Origin of the sequence: Pseudomonas khavaziana, assembly GCF_019145205.1 — a bacterium.
GTDB classification, from domain to species: domain Bacteria; phylum Pseudomonadota; class Gammaproteobacteria; order Pseudomonadales; family Pseudomonadaceae; genus Aquipseudomonas; species Aquipseudomonas khavaziana.
This window is the reverse complement of record NZ_JAHSTT010000001.1, coordinates 496,275-515,055: the sequence shown is the minus strand read 5'-3', so window position 1 is coordinate 515,055 and position 18,781 is coordinate 496,275. Positions and strand designations below refer to the sequence as shown.

The window sequence follows — 18,781 nt, the reverse complement described above, 5'->3', positions numbered from 1 at the left end:
AGGAGCTGCACCATGAAAAAGATCATCCTCCTGGGCCTGACTGCCCTGCTCGGAGCCTGCCACTCGATGACCCCTACCCCGAAGGCCAGCCTCGACGGCGAAGTGTTCTACCTGCAACGCATCGCCTTGCCGCCTGCCGCCACACTGAGTGTCAGCCTGCAAGACGTGTCCCTGATGGACACTGCGACCGTGATCCTCGCCGAACAGAAAGGCCCGGTCAAAGGTCAGGTGCCGCTACCGTTTCACCTGAGCTACGACCCGGCCCAGGTCAAGCCCGGTCACACCTACTCGTTGAGCGCTCGCATCGAGCTGGACGGCAAGCTACTGTTTATCACCACCGAGCGGCACGCCGTGAAGCTCAACGGCCAGGATCCCCAACCGCTGCGCCTGCGGGTCGATGCGGTCGCACACTGATCATTCAACAGTCATAAGGAAGCGCCAATGCTCCGTAAAACTCTTCGCCTTACTGCCCTGTGCGCCGGGCTGATGTTCGGCGCCAATGCCATGGCCCTGGATCTCGGTAGCCTGTCCCAGGGCGACGCCAGCGGCGGCCTCAAGGATGCCTTGACCCAAGGTGCGCAGATCGCCGTGAAGCAATTGGGTAAGCCTGGTGGTTTCAGCGACAACCCGGAAGTAAAAATCGGCCTGCCGGGCAAACTCGGCAAAGTCGCCGACAAGCTGAAAATGTTTGGCATGGGTGACCAGGTCACTCAGTTGGAAACCAGCATGAACGCGGCGGCTGAGACCGCCGTGACCCAGGCCCAGCCGATTCTGGTCAACGCCGTGAAGAAGATGAGTGTGACCGACGCCAAGGGCATTCTCAGTGGCGGTCAGGACTCCGCCACTCAATACCTGAACAAGAGCAGCCGCGAGGAAATCCGCGCCAAGTTCCTGCCCATCGTCAAGGCCGCCACCGACAAGGTCGGCGTCGCCCAGCAGTACAACGCCCTGGCCGGTAAAGCCGCAGCTTTCGGTGCCGTGGATGCCAAGAGCGCCAACGTCGAAAACTACGTGACCGAGCAGGCACTGGACGGGTTGTTCAAGATGATTGCGCAACAGGAAGAGACCATTCGCAAGAATCCGGCCGCTGCAGCCACCAGTCTGGCGAAAAAGGTGTTTGGGGCGCTGTAACCCTCAGTTGCACCTGTTTACCACTGCGCCAAGGCCGCTTCTTACGGCCTTGGCGCAGTGGTTTCAGGTAACGCCTACTAATGGCTCAACGAAAAAGCGGGTACAAGGGTCTGTGGGGCGAGTGATAGCCGCTGACCGGTTGTTGATGCTGGTATGTCGTCACGGGTCGGGCGTGGCTGAAGTGGGGACGGTGATGGCCCGAAGCCCCTTCATCAGGCCTGTAGGGTCGGGTGGTGCCAACGTCATCACGGGGAAAATGATTACCTAGCAAAGCCCCGAGAAACGCCCCTTTGAAAGCTGCAATGGCATTAAAAAACGACATGTAGAACTCTCCATATACTCATTGAAAACGGCTTGGCCGCCAGATGGCGATGCCAAGTCTTCTGCCTGTCCATCAGGCATTTCTGAGTCGGGGAAACAGGCGCAGGCGTTCCAACTGAGCTGCTGGGTGTTTGCATCAGCATGTAAATCAGCGCGGATAACCAGCCAACAGCCTGGCCCATGGAGCATTGCTTGATCGTAAACGGCAAACACTTCGCGGCGCGCGAAGTGCTTGCCGTTCACCCAATGACAAAAAGTGACAAACGCTCACTCAATGCGTTGAGCGACCCAATTGGGTGTTGCTATTGGCATTGGCGTTGGCAATGCTGTTGTTGATTGTGATATTGCCCTTGGGCTGTGAATTGTCGTATTTAAAGGATTCGAGCGCATCAGTCAGCTCACGCCGACTGACAGAATCATTATGCGAATGCTTGTTGCAGCCCATCTGGTTTAGACCACCACCCAGCAGCATGCCGATCCCGGTATAAAAGTTACCCAATGCTTGTAGTAGCATCTCAGTTCCACCTCTATGAATGTTCTGGAAACTTGATCCTGGCGATAAAAATCGACCGGATTAAATACCTGTCGAACAGGTAACCATATGTGGCAAGCGTGAAAAAAAGGTTCCCGCCCGGCTTACCAAAACATTCGCAGATTTACACCCCATCCTTCCTGATTCTGAACCATGCCGCGTACAGCGCCGGCAAGAACAGCAGCGTCAACGCCGTCGCCACAATCAATCCGCCCATGATCGCCACGGCCATCGGTCCGAAGAACACGCTACGCGACAGCGGAATCATCGCCAGCACGGCTGCCAGGGCCGTCAGCACAATGGGGCGGAAACGTCGGACGGTGGCTTCGATAATCGCCTGCCAGGGCGCCAGGCCGGCCTTAATGTCCTGCTCGATCTGGTCCACCAGGATCACTGAGTTGCGCATGATCATCCCCGACAGAGCGATGGTGCCGAGCATGGCAACGAAACCGAAGGGTTGGCGGAATACCAGCAGAAACAGGGTGACGCCGATCAACCCCAGCGGCGCGGTGAGGAAGACCATCGCGGTGCGTGAGAAGCTGCGCAATTGCAGCATCAGTAACGTCAGCACCACCACAATGAACAGCGGCACGCCCGCCTTCACCGAGTTCTGCCCACGAGCGGAGTCCTCAACCGTGCCGCCCACGTCCAGCAGGTAGCCGTCCGGCAGTTCGGTACGCACCTGTGCAAGGGTCGGCAGGATCTGCTGGACCAATGTCGCCGGTTGTTCCTTGCCGTAGATATCGGCGCGCACGGTCACTGTCGGCAGGCGATTGCGGTGCCAGATAATGCCCTCTTCAAAACCGTACTCGAGGGTGGCGATTTGCGAGAGCGCCACGCTTTTACCATTGTCGGTAGGCACCGCCAGGCTTGGCAGCAGCGACAACTCGGTACGTTCATGGACAGTGCCGCGCAGGAGGATCTCGATCAATTCATTGTCCTCCCGGTATTGGCTGACACTGGAACCGGTCAAGGAACTCTGCAGGAACTTCGACAAGTTTGCGGTGCTCACGCCGAGGGCACGCGCACGATCCTGGTCGATGTTCAGGTAGACGATTTTGCTCGGTTCTTCCCAATCCAGGTGCACGTTGACCACATGGGCGTTTTCGCGAACCTTGGCCGCTACTTTGCGGGCCAGTGCGCGGACTTCTTCAATGTGCTCGCCAGTCACACGAAATTGCACCGGGTAACCCACGGGCGGGCCGTTCTCCAGGCGGGTGACCCGCGAGCGCAGGTCGGGGAATTGCTCGTTAAGCGTTTCGATCAGCCAGGTGCGCAGACTTTCACGTTCCTCGATGGTGTTAGCCAGCACCACGAATTGCGCAAAGCTGGCGGCCGGCAATTGCTGGTCCAAAGGCAGGTAAAAGCGCGGCGAGCCGGTGCCCACATAAGCCACGTAATTGTTGATGCCGGCGTGTTCCTTGAGCAACGCCTCCAGGCGCTTGACCTGGTCGGCGGTGTTGCTCAGGGAGGCACCTTCGGCCAGTTTCAGATCGACCATCAGCTCCAGGCGCCCGGACGCCGGGAAGAACTGTTGCGGCACGAAGCGGAACAACGCAACCGAGCCAATGAACAACAGCAAGGTCAGGACGATGACCGTCTTACGCCGACGTACGCACCACTCCACCAAACGTCTTACGCGCTGGTAAAAAGGCGTGCCGTAGGGATCAGGACCATCAGCGCCATGCTTGGCCGCATGAATCTTCGCAAGGTCCGGCAGGAGCTTTTCCCCCAGGTAGGGTACGAACACTACGGCGGCCACCCAGGAAGCCAGCAAGGCGATGGTCACCACTTGGAAGATCGAACGGGTGTATTCGCCAGTGCTCGATTGCGCGGTGGCAATCGGCAGGAAGCCCGCCGCCGTGATCAACGTACCGGTGAGCATGGGGAACGCGGTGCTGGTCCAGGCGAAGCTGGCAGCCTTGAGGCGATCGTAGCCCTGCTCCATTTTGATCGCCATCATTTCCACGGCGATGATCGCGTCATCCACCAGTAAGCCCAAAGCCAGGACCAAGGCGCCGAGGGAAATCTTGTGCAGGCCGATGCCGAGGTAATACATGGTGGCAAAGGTCATCGCCAGTACCAGCGGAATCGCCAGGGCAACCACCATGCCGGTACGCACACCGAGGGAGAAAAAACTCACCAGCAATACAATCGCCAATGCTTCGGCAAGTACTTGAACGAATTCGCCGACACTGGTCTTCACCGCTGCCGGTTGGTCGGACACCTTGCGCAGCTCCATGCCTGCAGGAAGGTTCTTCTGCAAGCGTGCGAATTCACCTTCAAGGGCTTTACCCAGCACCAGAATATCCCCACCGTCACGCATGGCCACGGCCAGGCCGATGGCGTCTGCGCCCATATAACGCATGCGCGGTGCCGGAGGGTCATTGAAGCCACGGTGGATGTCGGCCACATCACCGATGCGGAAGGTGCGATCCCCCACACGGATCGGGAAGTTGCGGATTTCCTCCACGGTTTTGAAATTGCCCGATACCCGCAACTGCACGCGCTCGCTCGGGGTTTCAAAGAAACCGGCGGTCGAGACCGCATTTTGTTCCTGCAACGCCTGCTGTACCGCTGCCAATGGCAACCCGAGGGTGGCGAGCTTGAGGTTGGACAGCTCGATCCAGATCTTCTCGTCCTGCAGGCCAAGCAACTCGACCTTGCCTACGTCCGGAACCCGCTGCAGTTGAATCTGGATGCGGTCGGCATAGTCCTTGAGCACGGCATAGTCAAAGCCGTCGCCAGTCAGGGCATAAATGTTGCCGAAAGTGGTGCCGAACTCATCGTTGAAAAACGGTCCCTGGATATCCGGCGGCAAGGTCTGGCGGATGTCGCTGATTTTCTTGCGCACCTGGTACCACAGCTCAGGAATTCGCGCCGAAGGCATCGAATCGCGAGCCATGAAGGTCACCTGTGATTCACCAGGGCGCGAGAAGGACACGATGCGCTCGTACTCACCGGTCTCCATCAGTTTTTTCTCGATGCGCTCGGTGACTTGGCGCGACACTTCCTGGGCCGTGGCGCCGGGCCAGTTGGTCTTGATCACCATGGCCTTGAAGGTAAAGGGCGGGTCTTCGCTTTGCCCCAGCTTGGTGTAGGACAAGGTGCCAACCACCGCCAGCAGGATCATCAGGAACAGCACGATCTGGCGATTACGCAACGCCCATTCGGAGAGATTGAAACCCATGGACTACTCCTTGGCCGCCAGATTCACCACACGGTTGGAGCGATCCACCGGGCGCACTTGCTGGCCCTCATGGAGCACATGCACGCCTGCGGCAACCACCCAGTCGGTGGGGGTCAAGCCTTCCAGTACAGGCACGGTTTTTTCACCGAAGGCGCCAATGCGCACCGGGATGCGCTCAAGCGTGTTGTCCGGCTGCACGCGCCAGACGTAGGACGCGCCATTCTCGGCGCTGAGGGCAGACAGCGGCACCGACAGTGGAATGACACCGTCAGCTTGTATGAACACACGGGCACTTTGGCCCAGCTCGGCGGGTACTTTGCCACCCGTGAAGGCGACGCGAGCGGCGAAGGTGCGTGATTTCGGGTCGGCGGCAGGTGACAGCTCACGAATGCGCCCGGCGAAGCGTTGATCCGGCTGGCTCCACAACTCCACCGACACCGGTTGGCCAATCTTGAAGCGGCCAAAGCCATGTTCGGGCAGGCTGATCAATACTTCGCGCTCGCCATCGGTGGCCAGGGTGAACACAGTCCGGCCAGCAGAAACCACTTGTCCCACTTCCACCGCACGCTTGGCGACCACTCCGTTCTGAGGCGCACGCAGCACAGCATAGCCGGCCTGATTGCTCGAGACCTCGTGCTCGGCCTTGATCTGCTTCAGGCGTGCTTCACCCGCTCGGTAGAGGTTTTCGGAATTGTCGTACTGCGAACGGCTGACCATCTGACGATCCATCAGGGTCTTGTAGCGATCACGCTCTGCGCGCACCAGGCTCAGGTTGGCCTCGGCGGCAGCCACTTGGGCACGGGTGGCTTCCAGTTGCAGGCGCACATCCTGGGGGTCGAGTTCGGCAAGCGGCTGATTGGTTTTGACCCGCTCCCCCTCCTCCACCAGGCGCTTGCTGACTTTGCCACCGATGCGAAAGGCCAGGTCCGGTTCATAACGGGCACGCACCTCGCCGGGGTAACTGTCCATCGCCTGCGCGGAGGGTTGCGGTTGTACCACCATGGCTGGGCGGACGCTGGTTGGGGTCGCTTCTTCATGGCCGCAGGCGGCCAACAGGAAGACCAGGCTGACAGACAAAGCAAGGGGCAGGACGGCGCTGCGCATGCTGAAGGACCTTTCGCAAATAGTGCTAGGAATAATTATACTGGCCGGTATGTTATTAATACCAAACTCGCCAGTCCAGTATTAAAGGTGAAAATGTCCGACAATCCTGTGAACACCGCCAGCCCCGGGCGTCCCAAGGACATGGCAAAACGCCAGGCGATCCTCGAAGCGGCGAAATTCCTGTTCTTGAGCAAGGGTTACGCAAGCACCAGTATGGATGCCGTCGCCCTGGCGGCCGGCGTATCGAAACTAACCGTCTACAGCCACTTCACCGACAAGGAGACGCTGTTCACCTCCGCGGTGGTGGCCAAGTGTGAAGAGCAGTTGCCGGTGATGTACTTCGAGCTGCCCGCAGGCATGCCCGTCGAGACGGTGCTGCTGAACATCGCACGGGGCTTCCATCGGCTGATCAACAGCGAGGAGTCGGTGAACCTGCATCGCCTGATGATGACCAGCGGCAATCAGGACGTGAAACTCTCACAAATCTTCTTCGAGGCCGGCCCCATGCGCATGCTGCAAGGCATGGAGCGCCTGCTCGGCAAGATTGACCAGAGCGGTGCCCTGCGCATCGATAAACCATTCAAGGCAGCCGAACACTTCTTTTGCCTGCTCAAGGGCACGGCGAATTTTCGCTTGTTGTATGGCTGCGGCGGACAGCTGAGCGCCGTAGAGGCCGAGGAGCATGTGCAGGAGGTCGTGAGGTTGTTTATGCGCGCATTCAGGCCCTGAACCCATCGCTCCCACGCGCCTGCGTGGGAGCGACCAACCTCAGGGTTTCAGGGCTTTTTTAGGATAGATGTCATAACGGCTGGATTTACCATCCAATGCATGGCTCGGCTTCGGCCCGTCAATGCAAGGCGCCTTGCGCGGGCGCTTGACCACCACGCGGTGGCTGGCCAGCGCCAGGGCAGCCGCGAGCAACGCCGGTGCATCCGGATCATCGCCTACCAGCGGCCGGAACAGGCGCATTTCCTTCTTCACCAGGGCAGTTTTCTCACGATGCGGAAACATCGGATCAAGGTAGATCACCTGCGGCGGCTCACCTTCCCAATTAAGCATCACGTCGATGGAGTTGCCCTTGAGCAGTTGCATGCGCGCCACAATCGGTGCCACTTCAACATCTTGCGCAGCCCGTGCCAGGCCGTCTTCGAGCAAGGCGCCGATCAACGGCTGGCGCTCGATCAGGCTCATCTCGCACCCCAGGCTGGCGAGTACGAACGCGTCCTTGCCCAAGCCAGCCGTGGCGTCCAGCACCCGGGGCCGCACGCCTTGGGCAATGCCCACGGCCTTGGCGATCATCTGCCCGCTGCCACCGCCATATAGACGCCGGTGCGCCGCCCCGCCCTCGACAAAGTCGACCCGCACGGGCCCCGGCGCATCAGGCCCAAGCTGTTGCAGTTGCAGGCCCTGCTCCCCGACTTGCAGGGAAAAATCCGCATCCGCCACCTGCAGGGGCAAGCCCAACAGCGCAGCCCACTGCTCGGCGCGGACCTGGAAACTGTCGGCCAACGCCTCGACCTGGATGCGGCTGGCCGCTGGTTGTTCGCTCATCAATCGCTACGCTCGAAAATATTAAGGATCGGCCAAAAACGGCCGATAAAAACAACAGTCAGGTATTTTGCCAGAGCTGAGCGACGACCGAGAAAAATGTCAGACATTCTTCCTCTAACCATCGGTGTACTGCCGACCCACAACCACTACGGCCTGCGCAATACCCAAGCGCTGGCCGGGGTGAGTCATGTGTGGCAGGACTTCTTCGCCCGGGCATTGGCCGAGCAGCTCGGTGAAACGCCGCAGGCGCTGGCCGCCAAGGCGCCAGCACCGCTGGACCCAGCGGTTGAGCCCAGTGAAGGCGCCGACTTGTTGTCGCAGATCCTCACCCAACGTGAGTGCGAGGTGAAAGACATCGAGATCGCGCCGCCCGAGCCGCTGTTCCTGCCGATAGCCGAATTCGAAACCGAACTGCTGCCACCGGCCGCGACACCGTTCCCGGAAGATGAAATCATCGCCCAGCAGCGCATGCAGGATTTCGACAGTGGCTGGGTACGGCCGATTGTCCTGAACGCCGGCCAACCGCTGCCAGCGCCAGGCCCGGCGCCGCAGCCACGCCCCCTGCACCTGCCGATTGCCGAGTTCGAACTGGACCTGTTGCCACCGGCTGCTGCGCCTTACCCTGAAGAAGAGCTCATGGAACAGCAAAAGGCCTTGGATTTCGACTACTACTGGGCACGCCCGCTGGTCACCCAAAACCTGCGCCTGGCCGCTTAAACCTCAGCGACACACCCACCACCGCCCCATATCCAGATGAAAGTGGTTGCGATGCGCCGCGTTGTAGTCCGGGCTCAATACCACGTTGAAATCGCCGCAAGCGCCATCGCGTACCTGGCGCAGGAACCGCGCACCGTCACCCTCCCCCGGCCAATCCTTGAGCACGCTGATGCTGCGCCCATCGGCCAGGCGAAAACCGGCGATGTCCAGGGCATTGGCCGAGGCGTGCTGGCTGAGTCGTCCTTCGGCTCGGTTGTAGACATTGCGACAGGCAAAGCTGCCCAAATGTTCGACGCGACTCACCCTCTGGCCAAAAATCGCCTGGGCTGCCGGTTGCAGACGGTGACGCTCGAACAAGGCAAACGCTACGGCCAGCGGGCAACTGGCGAGAAAGCTGCTGCTCAAGGCCACGTCAGCGTCCTGCACCCGCAAGATATTGCGCAAGGGGCACGCCGCATCGGTCGCGGTATCCGCCTGGCGACTCACCCGCAGGCCGGAGGTTTTCAACACCTGATCACACAGCGCCGGGTCATCCTGCAAACGGCTAAGCTTGTAGCGCGTCAGCAGGTTCGGGCTGGCGCGCACATCCAAAGGCGCCCAGGGATTCCATTCAGCCGGCATCGGCACCCAGCCACGCCAAACTGCCAGCGCGAACGCGCACGCCAGCAATAGCAACGCACCCGACACTTTTATCCAGCTCACGGCTCAGCCCTTGAAAAATTGAGTGGCCTGGGCATAAGACATCGAACGCTCGGTAAAGGTGAATGTGCCCTGTTCATGGACTTCCCGCGCAGCGCGATAGAATTCGCCATACGCCGCCAACGCCATGGCCGAGCCGATGCTGATGCGCTTGACGCCCATCGCGCTCAACTGTGCCACGCTGAGCTTAAGGCCACCGGACATCAACACATTCACGGGTTTAGGTGCCACAGCCTTGACCACCGCCAGCACCTCTTCGGCACTGCGCAAGCCCGGGGCATAAAGCACGTCGGCGCCGGCTTCGGCAAAGGCCTGCAGGCGCCGAAGGGTGTCGGGCAGATCGAGGCGGCCATGCAGGAGATTTTCTGCGCGGGCGGTCAGGGTGAAGGGGAATGGCAAACTGCGGGCGGCGGCGACGGCGGCCTCCACACGCTCAACAGCCAGATCAAAGGGATAGATCGGATCTACGGCAATGCCCGTGGCATCTTCGATGGAGCCACCGACAATCCCGCTGGCCGCCGCCCGCAGGATGGTCTGGGCGCAGCCTTCGGGGGTATCACTGAAGCCGTTTTCCAAGTCCGCCGCGACCGGCAGCGTGGTGGCGTTGGCGATCATCGCAGCATTGAGCAGAGTGTCCTCGAGGGTCAGGGCGCCCTCCGCATCCGGCCGCCCCAGGCTGAATGCATAACCCGCGCTGGTGGTGGCCAGCGCCTCGAAGCCCAGGCTGGCGAGCATGATCGCGGAGCCGGCATCCCAGGGGTTGGGCATCACAAACGCGCGGTCACGCTCATGCAGGGCCTTGAAGGTTTCGGCGCGTAGGGTTTGGGCATCCATGACTGACTCCTGGCGAGAAAAGGAGCCTTAGAGTAACCCCAGTTGCTCCGCTTCGGGCGCTCGATGCAAGGTGGGCAGCGACGGCAAGCCGGGCAGGCGCGCCATCAGTTTGGCGTGAAAGCGCAGGGCGAGTTGTGCTGCGAGGCGGTTATCCGAGGTGTGCAGGAACATGTAGGGCGTACGCCCCTCTTCGATCCAGCTGGCGATCTTTTCCACCCAGGGGATCAGGAACGGGTCGTTGGCCTCAAGCTGCGGATGGCCGATAAAACGCACCTGGGGAAACTGGGTCAGCGCCGCCGGGCGCGGTGGCACCCTGGGCTTTTTTGCCTGGGCATGCAGTACCGCCGCTGACGTGGAAGTGCAACTGAACAGTGCACGGGGATCCAGGCAAATGCGCTCGACGCCACGGTCACGTAAAAGGCGGTTGAGCATGCGTTCGGCGTCGCCTTTGGCGAAGAACTGCTCATGCCTGACTTCCACGGCCAGCGGACGATCAATGCCATCAAGGAACCCGGCCAGCTCAGCGAGGCGTTGCGGTGTAAAACCCTTGGAAAGTTGCAGCCACAGCGGCGAAACGCGCGCCCCCAGAGGGCTCATCAGCCCGACAAAACTTATCGCCGCCGGCAATTGCTCACGCAAGTCGCCGGCACGGCTGATATCCCCGGGGAATTTGGCGGTGAAGCGAAAGTCATCGGGCATGATGTCAGCCCAACGCTGCACAGTGACGGCCGAGGGGCGCGCATAGAATGTGGTATTGCCTTCAACGGCGTTGAAGACCTGGGAGTAGAGACCGAGGTAATCGCTGGAACGAGCATCCAAGGGATACAGGTATTCGCGCCAGGCGTTTTCACTCCAGGACGGGCAGCCGATGTAGTAAGGCAACAACCCCATCAGATATGGATGTCGAGACCCAGCACTTCCATATCCCACTCGACAAAGCCGGCAGTGGTCAGGTAACTGGCCAAGGCGGTGGCAACGCTTTTGCTCATGGAGCGGGGGAAGACCATGTCTTGCTGACGGGCGGGAACGCCGCTGGTACGGGCGCCTGCAGCCCCTTGGGCGCGTGATGGCGACTCAGAGTGGACTTCGATGAAGTCCGGCGAATCCTCGACGCTATCGTCTACCGTCACGTTCGCCTTGCGCGGCTTACGCTTGAGTGGGTAGGACTGTGAGGAAAAGCCGTCTATACGCATACATGCAGACTCGGTATCAATGATGGCAATTTAGCGGCACTTTCCGTGGTGCGCAAATGCTCTGGTGATAACTAGAACACATAATTCGTAAAAGGTTTAAAAACTGCGGCAAATTCTGACGATTGGCGACATTTGCCACCGGATGCCTACATTCTTGACGTCAAATAATTCCGCGTTCGGCCTTGGTCTGCGCCACTTTATCGCGCAGGTAAACCGGTGCCGCCTGATCTGCCGCAATGGCCTCGCCGCGCTCGAATGCGAACCGTGCCAATGCCAGCAAATCTTCAGCATGGGGCAACATCGCAGCGTCCCGTCCTGCCAACTGCACCTTGATGCGTTCGCCATAACCCCAGCCCGTGCCGGCACCAAACCAATCCCCACTGGCGTCATCCGGTAATGTCACCGCTTGCGGCGCCTGTACCGCTTCCACACCCACCAGACGCATTTCACCGGCGGTCTCGCGGTAGCAGCCCCAATAGACCTCATCCATGCGCGCATCAATCGCCGCCGCCACTTGCGTGGCGCCGTGCTCACGCAATGCGCGTTGGGCCAGCACGGCGAGGTTGGACACCGGCAATACCGGACGCTCCAATGCAAAGGCCAGGCCCTGCACCACGCCGATGGCAATACGCACGCCGGTAAAGGCACCGGGGCCACGACCGAAGGCGATGGCATCCACAGACGCCAGGGTGGTGCCGGCGTCTTCAAGCAACTGCTTGATCATCGGCAACAGCTTCTGCGCATGCAGGCGCGGGATCACCTCGTAGTGGCTCGTTACCTTGCCATCGTGCAGCAAGGCAACGGAGCAAGCTTCAGTCGCGGTGTCCAGGGCCAGCAGGGTGCTCATCGGTGTAGGTGTCCAAGTCGGAAAAAAGTGCGCCAGTATAAACAACAACGGCCCGCAAGCGGGCCGTTGTACACAAGCGGATAGCTGAATCAGCTCAGCGCTTGCAACACCTTGGCGGTGATGGCTTCTACCGAACCTACGCCAGGGATATGGCTGTACTTCGGCTTGCCCTCGGCTGCGGACAGCTTCTGGTAGAAATCCACCAGCGGTTTGGTCTGGGAGTGGTAGACCGACAGGCGATGACGCACGGTTTCTTCGGTATCGTCTTTGCGCTGCACCAGGTCTTCGCCGGTGACATCGTCCTTGCCTTCCACTTTCGGCGGGTTGTAGACGATGTGGTAAACGCGGCCCGAACCTTCGTGGACACGGCGGCCGGCAATCCGCTGGACGATTTCTTCATCTTCAACGGCGATTTCGACCACGGCGTCCAACTCAACACCCGCCTTCACCAGCGCTTCAGCCTGGGGAATGGTGCGCGGGAAGCCGTCGAACAGGAAACCGTTCTTGCAATCGTCCTGGCTGATGCGCTCCTTGACCAGGTTGATGATCAGGTCATCGGAGACCAGGCCACCGCTGTCCATCACGCTCTTGGCGATCAGGCCCAGCTCGGTGCCAGCCTTGACGGCCGCACGGAGCATGTCGCCGGTGGAGATTTGTGGAATGCCGAATTTTTCAGTGATGAACTTTGCCTGAGTACCTTTACCGGCCCCGGGAGCTCCCAGCAGAATGACGCGCATCGATGTGCTCCTCAATTTTTTATAGAGATGACGCTCGGATTCGCCGCGTGGGGCCAATCTCGTAAAAATGTGGTTCCAGGCCGATCAAACGGCCAAAGGCTGATCAAGATACACAGCGGGCCCTTACCATACAAGCCGCCAAAAGTAGGAGAAACCCACGCCCGGCATGCGTCAGCGACGGGGTGTGCCCGAGCGCAACCCGCTCCTTCAAACGATGGCCGCCCTTTTCAGGGCGGTCATCGGGGTTTATCCGCAAGCCGTTGAGAACACGCAAGAAACCTCAACCGGTGTTGCGCAAACCGGCGGCAATACCGGCGACGGACACCAGCAGCGCCTGTTCCAGAGGGCTGTCTTGCGCGGCCTCCTGTTGACGCGAACGTGCCAGCAACTCGGCCTGTAACAAGTGCAAGGGGTCGAGGTAGGTGTTGCGCAGACGGATGAACTCCAGGGTGTCGGGGCTATGGGCCAGCAGCTGCGACTGGCCGGTCAGGCCAAGCACCACGCCACACGCCTGCGACAATAGGTCGCGTAAGTGCGCACCCAATGGCAGCAAGTCCGGCTGCACCAAGCGTTCGTCATAAAGGCGGGCAATATCGGCATCCGCCTTGGCCAGCACCATTTCCAGCATGTCGATGCGCGTTCGGAAGAACGGCCACTGCTCACGCATCTGCTCCAGCAACGGGCCTTCACCCCGTTCCAGCGCCTTGCTCAATGCTGCCTCCCAACCGAGCCAGGCAGGCAGCATAAGGCGCGTCTGGGTCCAGCCGAAGATCCACGGAATGGCACGCAGGCTTTCAATACCACCGGCCCGGCGCTTGGCCGGTCGACTGCCCAGGGGCAAACGACCCAGCTCCTGCTCCGGGGTGGACTGGCGGAAGTATTCAACGAACTGCGGATTTTCCCGTACCACGGCACGGTAAGCGCTGACACCGTCGGCCGCCAGTTCATCCATCAAATGACGCCAGGCCGGCTGCGGTGGTGGCGGCGGCAACAGCGTCGCTTCCAGCACGGCGGCCAGATAGAGATTGAGGTTTTGTTCGGCAATATCCGGCAGGCCGAACTTGAAGCGAATCATCTCGCCTTGTTCCGTGGTACGGAACCGCCCCGCCACCGAGCCCGGTGGCTGCGACAGGATCGCCGCGTGAGCCGGACCGCCGCCACGGCCGACCGTGCCGCCACGTCCGTGGAACAGCAGCAACTCAACTTGCTGCTCACGGCAAATATCCACCAGGCGCTCCTGCGCTCGATATTGTGCCCAGGCCGCAGCGGTAGTGCCGGCGTCCTTGGCCGAGTCCGAGTAGCCGATCATCACTTCCTGCGGGCCCTGCAACCGTGCGCGATAGCCCGGCAGTTGCAACAGCCGCTCCATCACTGGCCCGGCGTTATCCAGGTCGGCCAGGGTTTCAAACAGCGGTACCACGCGCATCGGCCGTTGTACGCCCGATTCTTTGAGCAGCAACTGCACCGCCAGCACATCCGACGCGGCGCCCGCCATGGAGATAACGTATGAACCCAATGATGCCGCCGGAGCCGCTGCGATTTCCCTGCAGGTATTCAACACTTCGGCGGTGTCCGCCGACGGTTTGAAATAGCCTGGCAACAACGGCCGACGATTGGCCAGCTCCTGGGTGAGGAAGCTGATGCGCGCGTCTTCGTCCCAGTCCTCATAACGCCCCAGGCCCAGGTAGTCAGTGATCTCGGTCATGGCCGCCGAGTGGCGGCTGGAATCCTGGCGCACATCCAGGCGCACCAGGAACAGGCCGAAGGTCACGGCGCGTCGCAGGCAGTCGAGCAGCGGGCCATCGGCAATCACGCCCATGCCGCATTCATGCAGCGACTGGTAGCACAACTCCAGCGGGTCCAGCAGGTCACGGTTGTCCTGCAACACTTCGGCAGACACCGCCGTACTGGCGGTCAACGACGCGTGGGCCCACTGCCGGGTGGCCCGCAGGCGTTCGCGCAGTTGCTTGAGCAACGCGCGATAGGGCTCGACGCTGTCACCAACCTTGGCCTGCAACGCCGGGCTGGCTTGCTGCATCGACAACTCGGAGGCCAGGTGATCGACGTCACGCAAATACAGATCCGCCGCCATCCAGCGTGCCAACAACAGCACTTCACGGGTGACCGGCGCGGTGACATTCGGGTTGCCGTCACGGTCACCGCCCATCCACGACGCAAAGCGAATCGGCGCTGCCTCCAGTGGCAGGCGCAGCCCGGTAGCGGCAAACAGGGCCTGATCAGCCTTGCGCAGGTAATTGGGAATGGCGTGCCAAAGCGAATGCTCGATAACCGCAAAGCCCCATTTGGCTTCGTCTACGGGGGTGGGCCGGATGCGACGGATTTCTTCGGTATGCCAGGCTTCAGCGATCAATCGTTGCAGGCGTGTGCGGATCTGCTCGCGCTCGGCGCTGGTGAGGTCACGGTGATCCTGCAAGGCCAATTGCGCGGCGATTGCATCGTATTTCTGGATCAGGGTGCGGCGGGCCACTTCGGTAGGGTGGGCGGTCAGTACCAGCTCGATCTCCAACCGCGCCAACTGACGGGCCAGGGACTCATCACTGTGGCCTTCGCTTTTAAGGCGCGCCAGCAACTCCGGCAAGACCCGCGATTCGAACGGCGCCGGTTGCGACTCGTCGCGTCGATGAATCAACTGATACTGCTCGGCAATGTTGGCCAGGTTGAGGAACTGGTTGAAGGCCCGGGCCACGGGCAGCAATTCGTCTTCCTGCAACTGGTTGAGACGGGTGCTCAACTCGTCGCCGGCGCCGCGTCGGTCGGCCTTGGCGCCTTTGCGGATCTGCTCGATCTTATCGAGGAAACCATCGCCGTACTGCTCTCGAATGGTATTGCCCAACAGTTCACCCAGCAGGTGAACATCCTCACGCAAGCGTGCATCGATATCACTCATCAGCCAATCTCCAGCCAGAAATCCGGGACGCGCAAGTGTTCCAGAGTGCCGTCGGCATCGGTATCTGACAAGGCCGAACGCAAACGACTTTAAACCTTGTGGCTGACAGCGAGTCTCAAGAGTGAGCCGCCACGTTATCCACGCAGACGGCTGGTCACTCATCACCGCCTGCCATTGCAGGCTCATTGAGGTTGCCATGAAGATTCGAGAACTGCCCCAGCACTGGGAAGAAACCGCCAAGGGTCGCCTGACCCAGACTGAATACGCGATTCATCTGGATGTGGAATCCGCGGCACGCTTGGCTGCCCTTGCCGAGATGTACCCCAAGCGCCATACCGAGGAATTGCTCGGCGAGCTGATCGGTGCCGCCCTGGAAGAGCTGGAAGCCAGCTTCCCCTATATCAAGGGTCAGCAGGTGATTGCCACCGACGAAGAAGGTGACCCGCTGTATGAAGACGTCGGGCCCACCCCACGTTTTCTGACCCTGTCGCGCCGTTATCTGCATGATCTGTCAGCCAGTGCCGACGAACAAAAGCACTGATCAACGTCTGCAATGCCTATCTGAATCAAGTATTCCGGGCCTCTTAGAGGCTCGGCCTACCTCTGCGAGCGCTGAAAGTTCCATGTTTAAACGCTGACCGATCAGTCAGATATTTTTTTAGGCAAATCGCCATCTTCTCTGAACTTTTGAAAAAAGCCGCCGGTCACAGCCAGTAAGCCATCACTTGGAACGGTCGTTTGAAACTGGCGTCATGTGCTTTATCGCCGGGCCCGCAATCGATACGCCACGATGGATTTTGATGTTTTTCAGGAGTTATCCAATGGAGTTGAAGACGATGAACACCAGCACTGCCAAATCCTCGTTTAACCACCTGCGCGGGCTCAAATTGGCCGCGCTGGCAATCGGCACCAGCTTCGTTCTCGCGGGCTGCGCCGGCAATCCTCCAACCGAGCAGTACGCCGTGACTCAATCGGCTGTCAACAGCGCCGTGAGCGCCGGCGGCACCGAGTACGCTGCCGTGGAAATGAAGGCGGCCCAGGACAAGCTCAAGGAAGCTGAACTGGCCATGCATGACAAGAACTACGACAAGGCTCGTATGTTGGCTGAGCAGGCCGAGTGGGACGCTCGCGTCGCTGAGCGTAAAGCCCAGGCTGCCAAGGCTGAACAGGCTGTGAAGGATTCCCAGAAGGCTGTTGAAGAGCTGCGTAAGGAAGGCATGCGCCCGGCTGCTATCCAGCAGAAGTAAGCCGCAGCCCCTTGACTGCATCGCACCTGATATCGAATTGAAAGGACGACACGACTATGCGTAAACAACTGATGATCCCTGCCCTGCTGGCGATGAGCGTTGCCTTGGCGGCGTGCTCCACCCCGCCGAACGCGAACCTGGAAAATGCACGGACCAACTTCTCGGCCCTGCAAACCAACCCGCAAGCCACCAAGCTGGCAGCCCTGGAAACCAAAGACGCCAGCGAATGGCTGGACAAGGCTGACAAGGCGTACCGCGACAAGGAAGACGAGAAGAAGGTCGACCAACTCGCCTACCTGACCAACCAACGCGTTGAAGTCGCCAAGGACACCATCTCCCTGCGCGAGAACGAAGCCAAGCTGAAAAACGCCGGCGACGAACGCGCCCGCGCCCTGCTGGACGCCCGTGATGCGCAGATCAAGCAACTGCAAAACAGCTTGAATGCCAAGCAGACCGACCGTGGCACCCTGGTGACTTTCGGTGACGTACTGTTTGCTACCAACAAGTCCGACCTGAAATCCAGCGGCCTGGTGAACATCACCAAGCTGGCGCAGTTCCTGCGCGATAACCCGGACCGTAAAGTCATCGTTGAAGGCTACACCGACAGTACCGGTTCGGACTCGTACAACCAGAGCCTGTCCGAGCGCCGTGCCGCTTCCGTGCAGCGTGCACTGGCTCAACAAGGCGTGGACATCTCGCGCATCGTGACCCAGGGCTACGGCAAGGAATACCCGGTTGCCGACAACGGCAGCGTGTCTGGCCGTGCCATGAACCGTCGCGTTGAAGTTACCATCTCCAACGATAACCAGCCGGTCAAGCCACGCTCTTCCGTTGCTTATTGATCGTTGACGCTGGATAAAAAAACCCACCTTATGGTGGGTTTTTTTTGATCAGGAATACTTGATCGTGCGATCTGTATCTTCATCTGGCGGCGTTATCATTGCTCCGCTACGGGAAGTATCGGTCGAATTGTCCGTCCAGTTGTTATGAGCCTGCTCTTGGGCGCTTTCCCGCTCCAACGCCTGATGTGCCCTGGCCATGGCCACCATGTTGTGTATCGCACTAATATTTATCACTGCTTCCCGGCCCCGCTCCGTGTAAAAGTTATATGCCCTCTGTGGCTATTTACACAAAACGGTTCCAGATAATTTCGTCAGATGCGCCCTCCAGCCAGCAGCGACTGGAACGGCACGCTTCATCCCTGCACGCATTAAAAACCCGCCCATATCTGGCGGGTTGTCGAATCAGCGTGGATCAAAAGTTGATCGGGCCCTGGCTTTCGGCCGCGCCCGCCTGAATCTGGCCCTCACCCTGCGCACCATCCGGACCGCCTTGACCGAATTGCGCAAGCAATTGCTTCAGCTTTTCGAGCAGGTCTTCAAGGCTATCACCGCCCCCGGCTCCTTGGGCACCACCAGATCCTTGAGCTCCTCCGGCCCCCTGGCTGCCGCCGCTGCCCTGCCCGCCTTGGGCCCCTTCGGTAAGCTTGGCAATTCGATCTTGAATGTCTTGAATTTGCTGGGCAGGGGTTTGCTGCGCCTCTCCGACATTGCCCTGATTGCCAACGTTGCCTGCGCTCTGTACGCCACTGACACCACCCATAATTGCATGCTCCAGATTAATGAATACGCGGAACTGATCGGCCAAGCCAATCAGTCCACAATCTGTGGCAAGCGCGCCAAAGTGGTTCCAGCCTGTAACGGATCGCAACAGCCTTAAATGACTAATCGGCCTGTATAACGGAGTTTTCCCACAACAGCGGTGCGGCGC

Annotated in this window: 19 protein-coding genes; 7 read left to right on the top strand and 12 right to left on the bottom strand. The window is 60.1% G+C overall.

The window, feature by feature from the left end; all coding sequences use genetic code 11:
- The first annotated feature begins 12 nt into the window (after positions 1-12).
- Complete coding sequence (locus KVH01_RS02205) at positions 13-414, top strand: YbaY family lipoprotein (protein WP_217880298.1); 402 nt, start codon at positions 13-15, stop codon at positions 412-414.
- Positions 415-441: 27 nt separating this feature from the next.
- Positions 442-1,131, top strand: a complete 690-nt coding sequence (locus tag KVH01_RS02200) for a DUF4197 domain-containing protein (RefSeq protein ID WP_124376671.1) — start codon at positions 442-444, stop codon at positions 1,129-1,131.
- A 592-nt stretch (positions 1,132-1,723) separates the two neighbouring features.
- Here the strand turns inward: KVH01_RS02200 and KVH01_RS02195 are convergent.
- The 3 genes from KVH01_RS02195 to KVH01_RS02185 all read right to left on the bottom strand — a co-directional run bounded on the left by KVH01_RS02195 (position 1,724) and on the right by KVH01_RS02185 (position 6,278).
- Positions 1,724-1,966, bottom strand: a complete 243-nt coding sequence (locus KVH01_RS02195; protein ID WP_217880297.1) for a type III secretion protein — start codon at positions 1,964-1,966, stop codon at positions 1,724-1,726.
- 142 nt (positions 1,967-2,108) lie between these two features.
- On the bottom strand, positions 2,109-5,174 hold the full coding sequence (locus KVH01_RS02190) for an efflux RND transporter permease subunit (RefSeq protein ID WP_217880296.1): 3,066 nt from the start codon (positions 5,172-5,174) through the stop codon (positions 2,109-2,111).
- A 3-nt stretch (positions 5,175-5,177) separates the two neighbouring features.
- Positions 5,178-6,278 (bottom strand): efflux RND transporter periplasmic adaptor subunit, encoded by a 1,101-nt coding sequence (locus KVH01_RS02185; protein ID WP_217880295.1) that lies wholly within the window; start codon positions 6,276-6,278, stop codon positions 5,178-5,180.
- A gap of 93 nt (positions 6,279-6,371) precedes the next feature.
- Here KVH01_RS02185 and KVH01_RS02180 point away from each other — a divergent pair, with 93 nt between their 5' ends.
- Complete coding sequence (locus KVH01_RS02180; protein ID WP_124411669.1) at positions 6,372-7,007, top strand: TetR/AcrR family transcriptional regulator; 636 nt, start codon at positions 6,372-6,374, stop codon at positions 7,005-7,007.
- Positions 7,008-7,046: 39 nt separating this feature from the next.
- On the opposite strand, the gene KVH01_RS02175 is transcribed toward KVH01_RS02180, so the two are convergent.
- Positions 7,047-7,829 carry a class I SAM-dependent methyltransferase gene (locus KVH01_RS02175; RefSeq protein ID WP_217880294.1) on the bottom strand — a complete coding sequence of 261 codons (783 nt, stop codon included), beginning with the start codon at positions 7,827-7,829 and terminating at the stop codon, positions 7,047-7,049.
- Positions 7,830-7,925: 96 nt separating this feature from the next.
- Here KVH01_RS02175 and KVH01_RS02170 point away from each other — a divergent pair, with 96 nt between their 5' ends.
- A complete protein-coding gene (locus KVH01_RS02170; RefSeq protein ID WP_217880293.1) occupies positions 7,926-8,546 on the top strand; it encodes an energy transducer TonB in 621 nt (206 codons plus the stop codon).
- Between the two features lie 3 nt (positions 8,547-8,549).
- On the opposite strand, the gene KVH01_RS02165 is transcribed toward KVH01_RS02170, so the two are convergent.
- From KVH01_RS02165 to ppc, 7 genes are all read right to left on the bottom strand, one after another.
- A complete protein-coding gene (locus tag KVH01_RS02165; RefSeq protein WP_217880292.1) occupies positions 8,550-9,248 on the bottom strand; it encodes an extensin-like domain-containing protein in 699 nt (232 codons plus the stop codon).
- Positions 9,249-9,251: 3 nt separating this feature from the next.
- A complete protein-coding gene (locus KVH01_RS02160; protein WP_043050909.1) occupies positions 9,252-10,079 on the bottom strand; it encodes an isocitrate lyase/PEP mutase family protein in 828 nt (275 codons plus the stop codon).
- 27 nt (positions 10,080-10,106) lie between these two features.
- Complete coding sequence (locus tag KVH01_RS02155; RefSeq protein WP_217880291.1) at positions 10,107-10,970, bottom strand: DUF72 domain-containing protein; 864 nt, start codon at positions 10,968-10,970, stop codon at positions 10,107-10,109.
- A complete protein-coding gene (locus KVH01_RS02150) occupies positions 10,970-11,272 on the bottom strand; it encodes a hypothetical protein (protein ID WP_217880290.1) in 303 nt (100 codons plus the stop codon). The genes KVH01_RS02155 and KVH01_RS02150 overlap by 1 nt, the downstream gene beginning before the upstream one ends.
- Positions 11,273-11,432: 160 nt before the next feature.
- Positions 11,433-12,119 carry a tRNA (adenosine(37)-N6)-threonylcarbamoyltransferase complex dimerization subunit type 1 TsaB gene (tsaB, locus tag KVH01_RS02145; protein ID WP_217880289.1) on the bottom strand — a complete coding sequence of 229 codons (687 nt, stop codon included), beginning with the start codon at positions 12,117-12,119 and terminating at the stop codon, positions 11,433-11,435.
- A gap of 89 nt (positions 12,120-12,208) precedes the next feature.
- Positions 12,209-12,856, bottom strand: coding sequence for an adenylate kinase (adk, locus tag KVH01_RS02140; protein ID WP_217880288.1), 648 nt, complete (start codon positions 12,854-12,856; stop codon positions 12,209-12,211).
- 280 nt (positions 12,857-13,136) lie between these two features.
- Positions 13,137-15,764, bottom strand: coding sequence for a phosphoenolpyruvate carboxylase (gene ppc / locus KVH01_RS02135; protein WP_217880287.1), 2,628 nt, complete (start codon positions 15,762-15,764; stop codon positions 13,137-13,139).
- Positions 15,765-15,960: 196 nt separating this feature from the next.
- On the opposite strand from ppc, the gene KVH01_RS02130 reads away from it, so the two are divergent.
- The 3 genes from KVH01_RS02130 to KVH01_RS02120 all read left to right on the top strand — a co-directional run bounded on the left by KVH01_RS02130 (position 15,961) and on the right by KVH01_RS02120 (position 17,853).
- The gene (locus tag KVH01_RS02130; RefSeq protein WP_043050914.1) at positions 15,961-16,305 is read left to right on the top strand and encodes a hypothetical protein; all 345 of its coding nucleotides are present in this window, start codon (positions 15,961-15,963) and stop codon (positions 16,303-16,305) included.
- 280 nt (positions 16,306-16,585) lie between these two features.
- Positions 16,586-17,011 (top strand): DUF4398 domain-containing protein, encoded by a 426-nt coding sequence (locus KVH01_RS02125; RefSeq protein WP_043050915.1) that lies wholly within the window; start codon positions 16,586-16,588, stop codon positions 17,009-17,011.
- A 56-nt stretch (positions 17,012-17,067) separates the two neighbouring features.
- The gene (locus tag KVH01_RS02120) at positions 17,068-17,853 is read left to right on the top strand and encodes an OmpA family protein (RefSeq protein WP_043050916.1); all 786 of its coding nucleotides are present in this window, start codon (positions 17,068-17,070) and stop codon (positions 17,851-17,853) included.
- Between the two features lie 412 nt (positions 17,854-18,265).
- Here KVH01_RS02120 and KVH01_RS02115 read toward each other — a convergent pair whose 3' ends face one another.
- Entirely contained in the window at positions 18,266-18,658 is a 393-nt protein-coding gene (locus tag KVH01_RS02115) for a hypothetical protein (protein WP_217880286.1), read from the bottom strand.
- Positions 18,659-18,781: the final 123 nt, after the last annotated feature.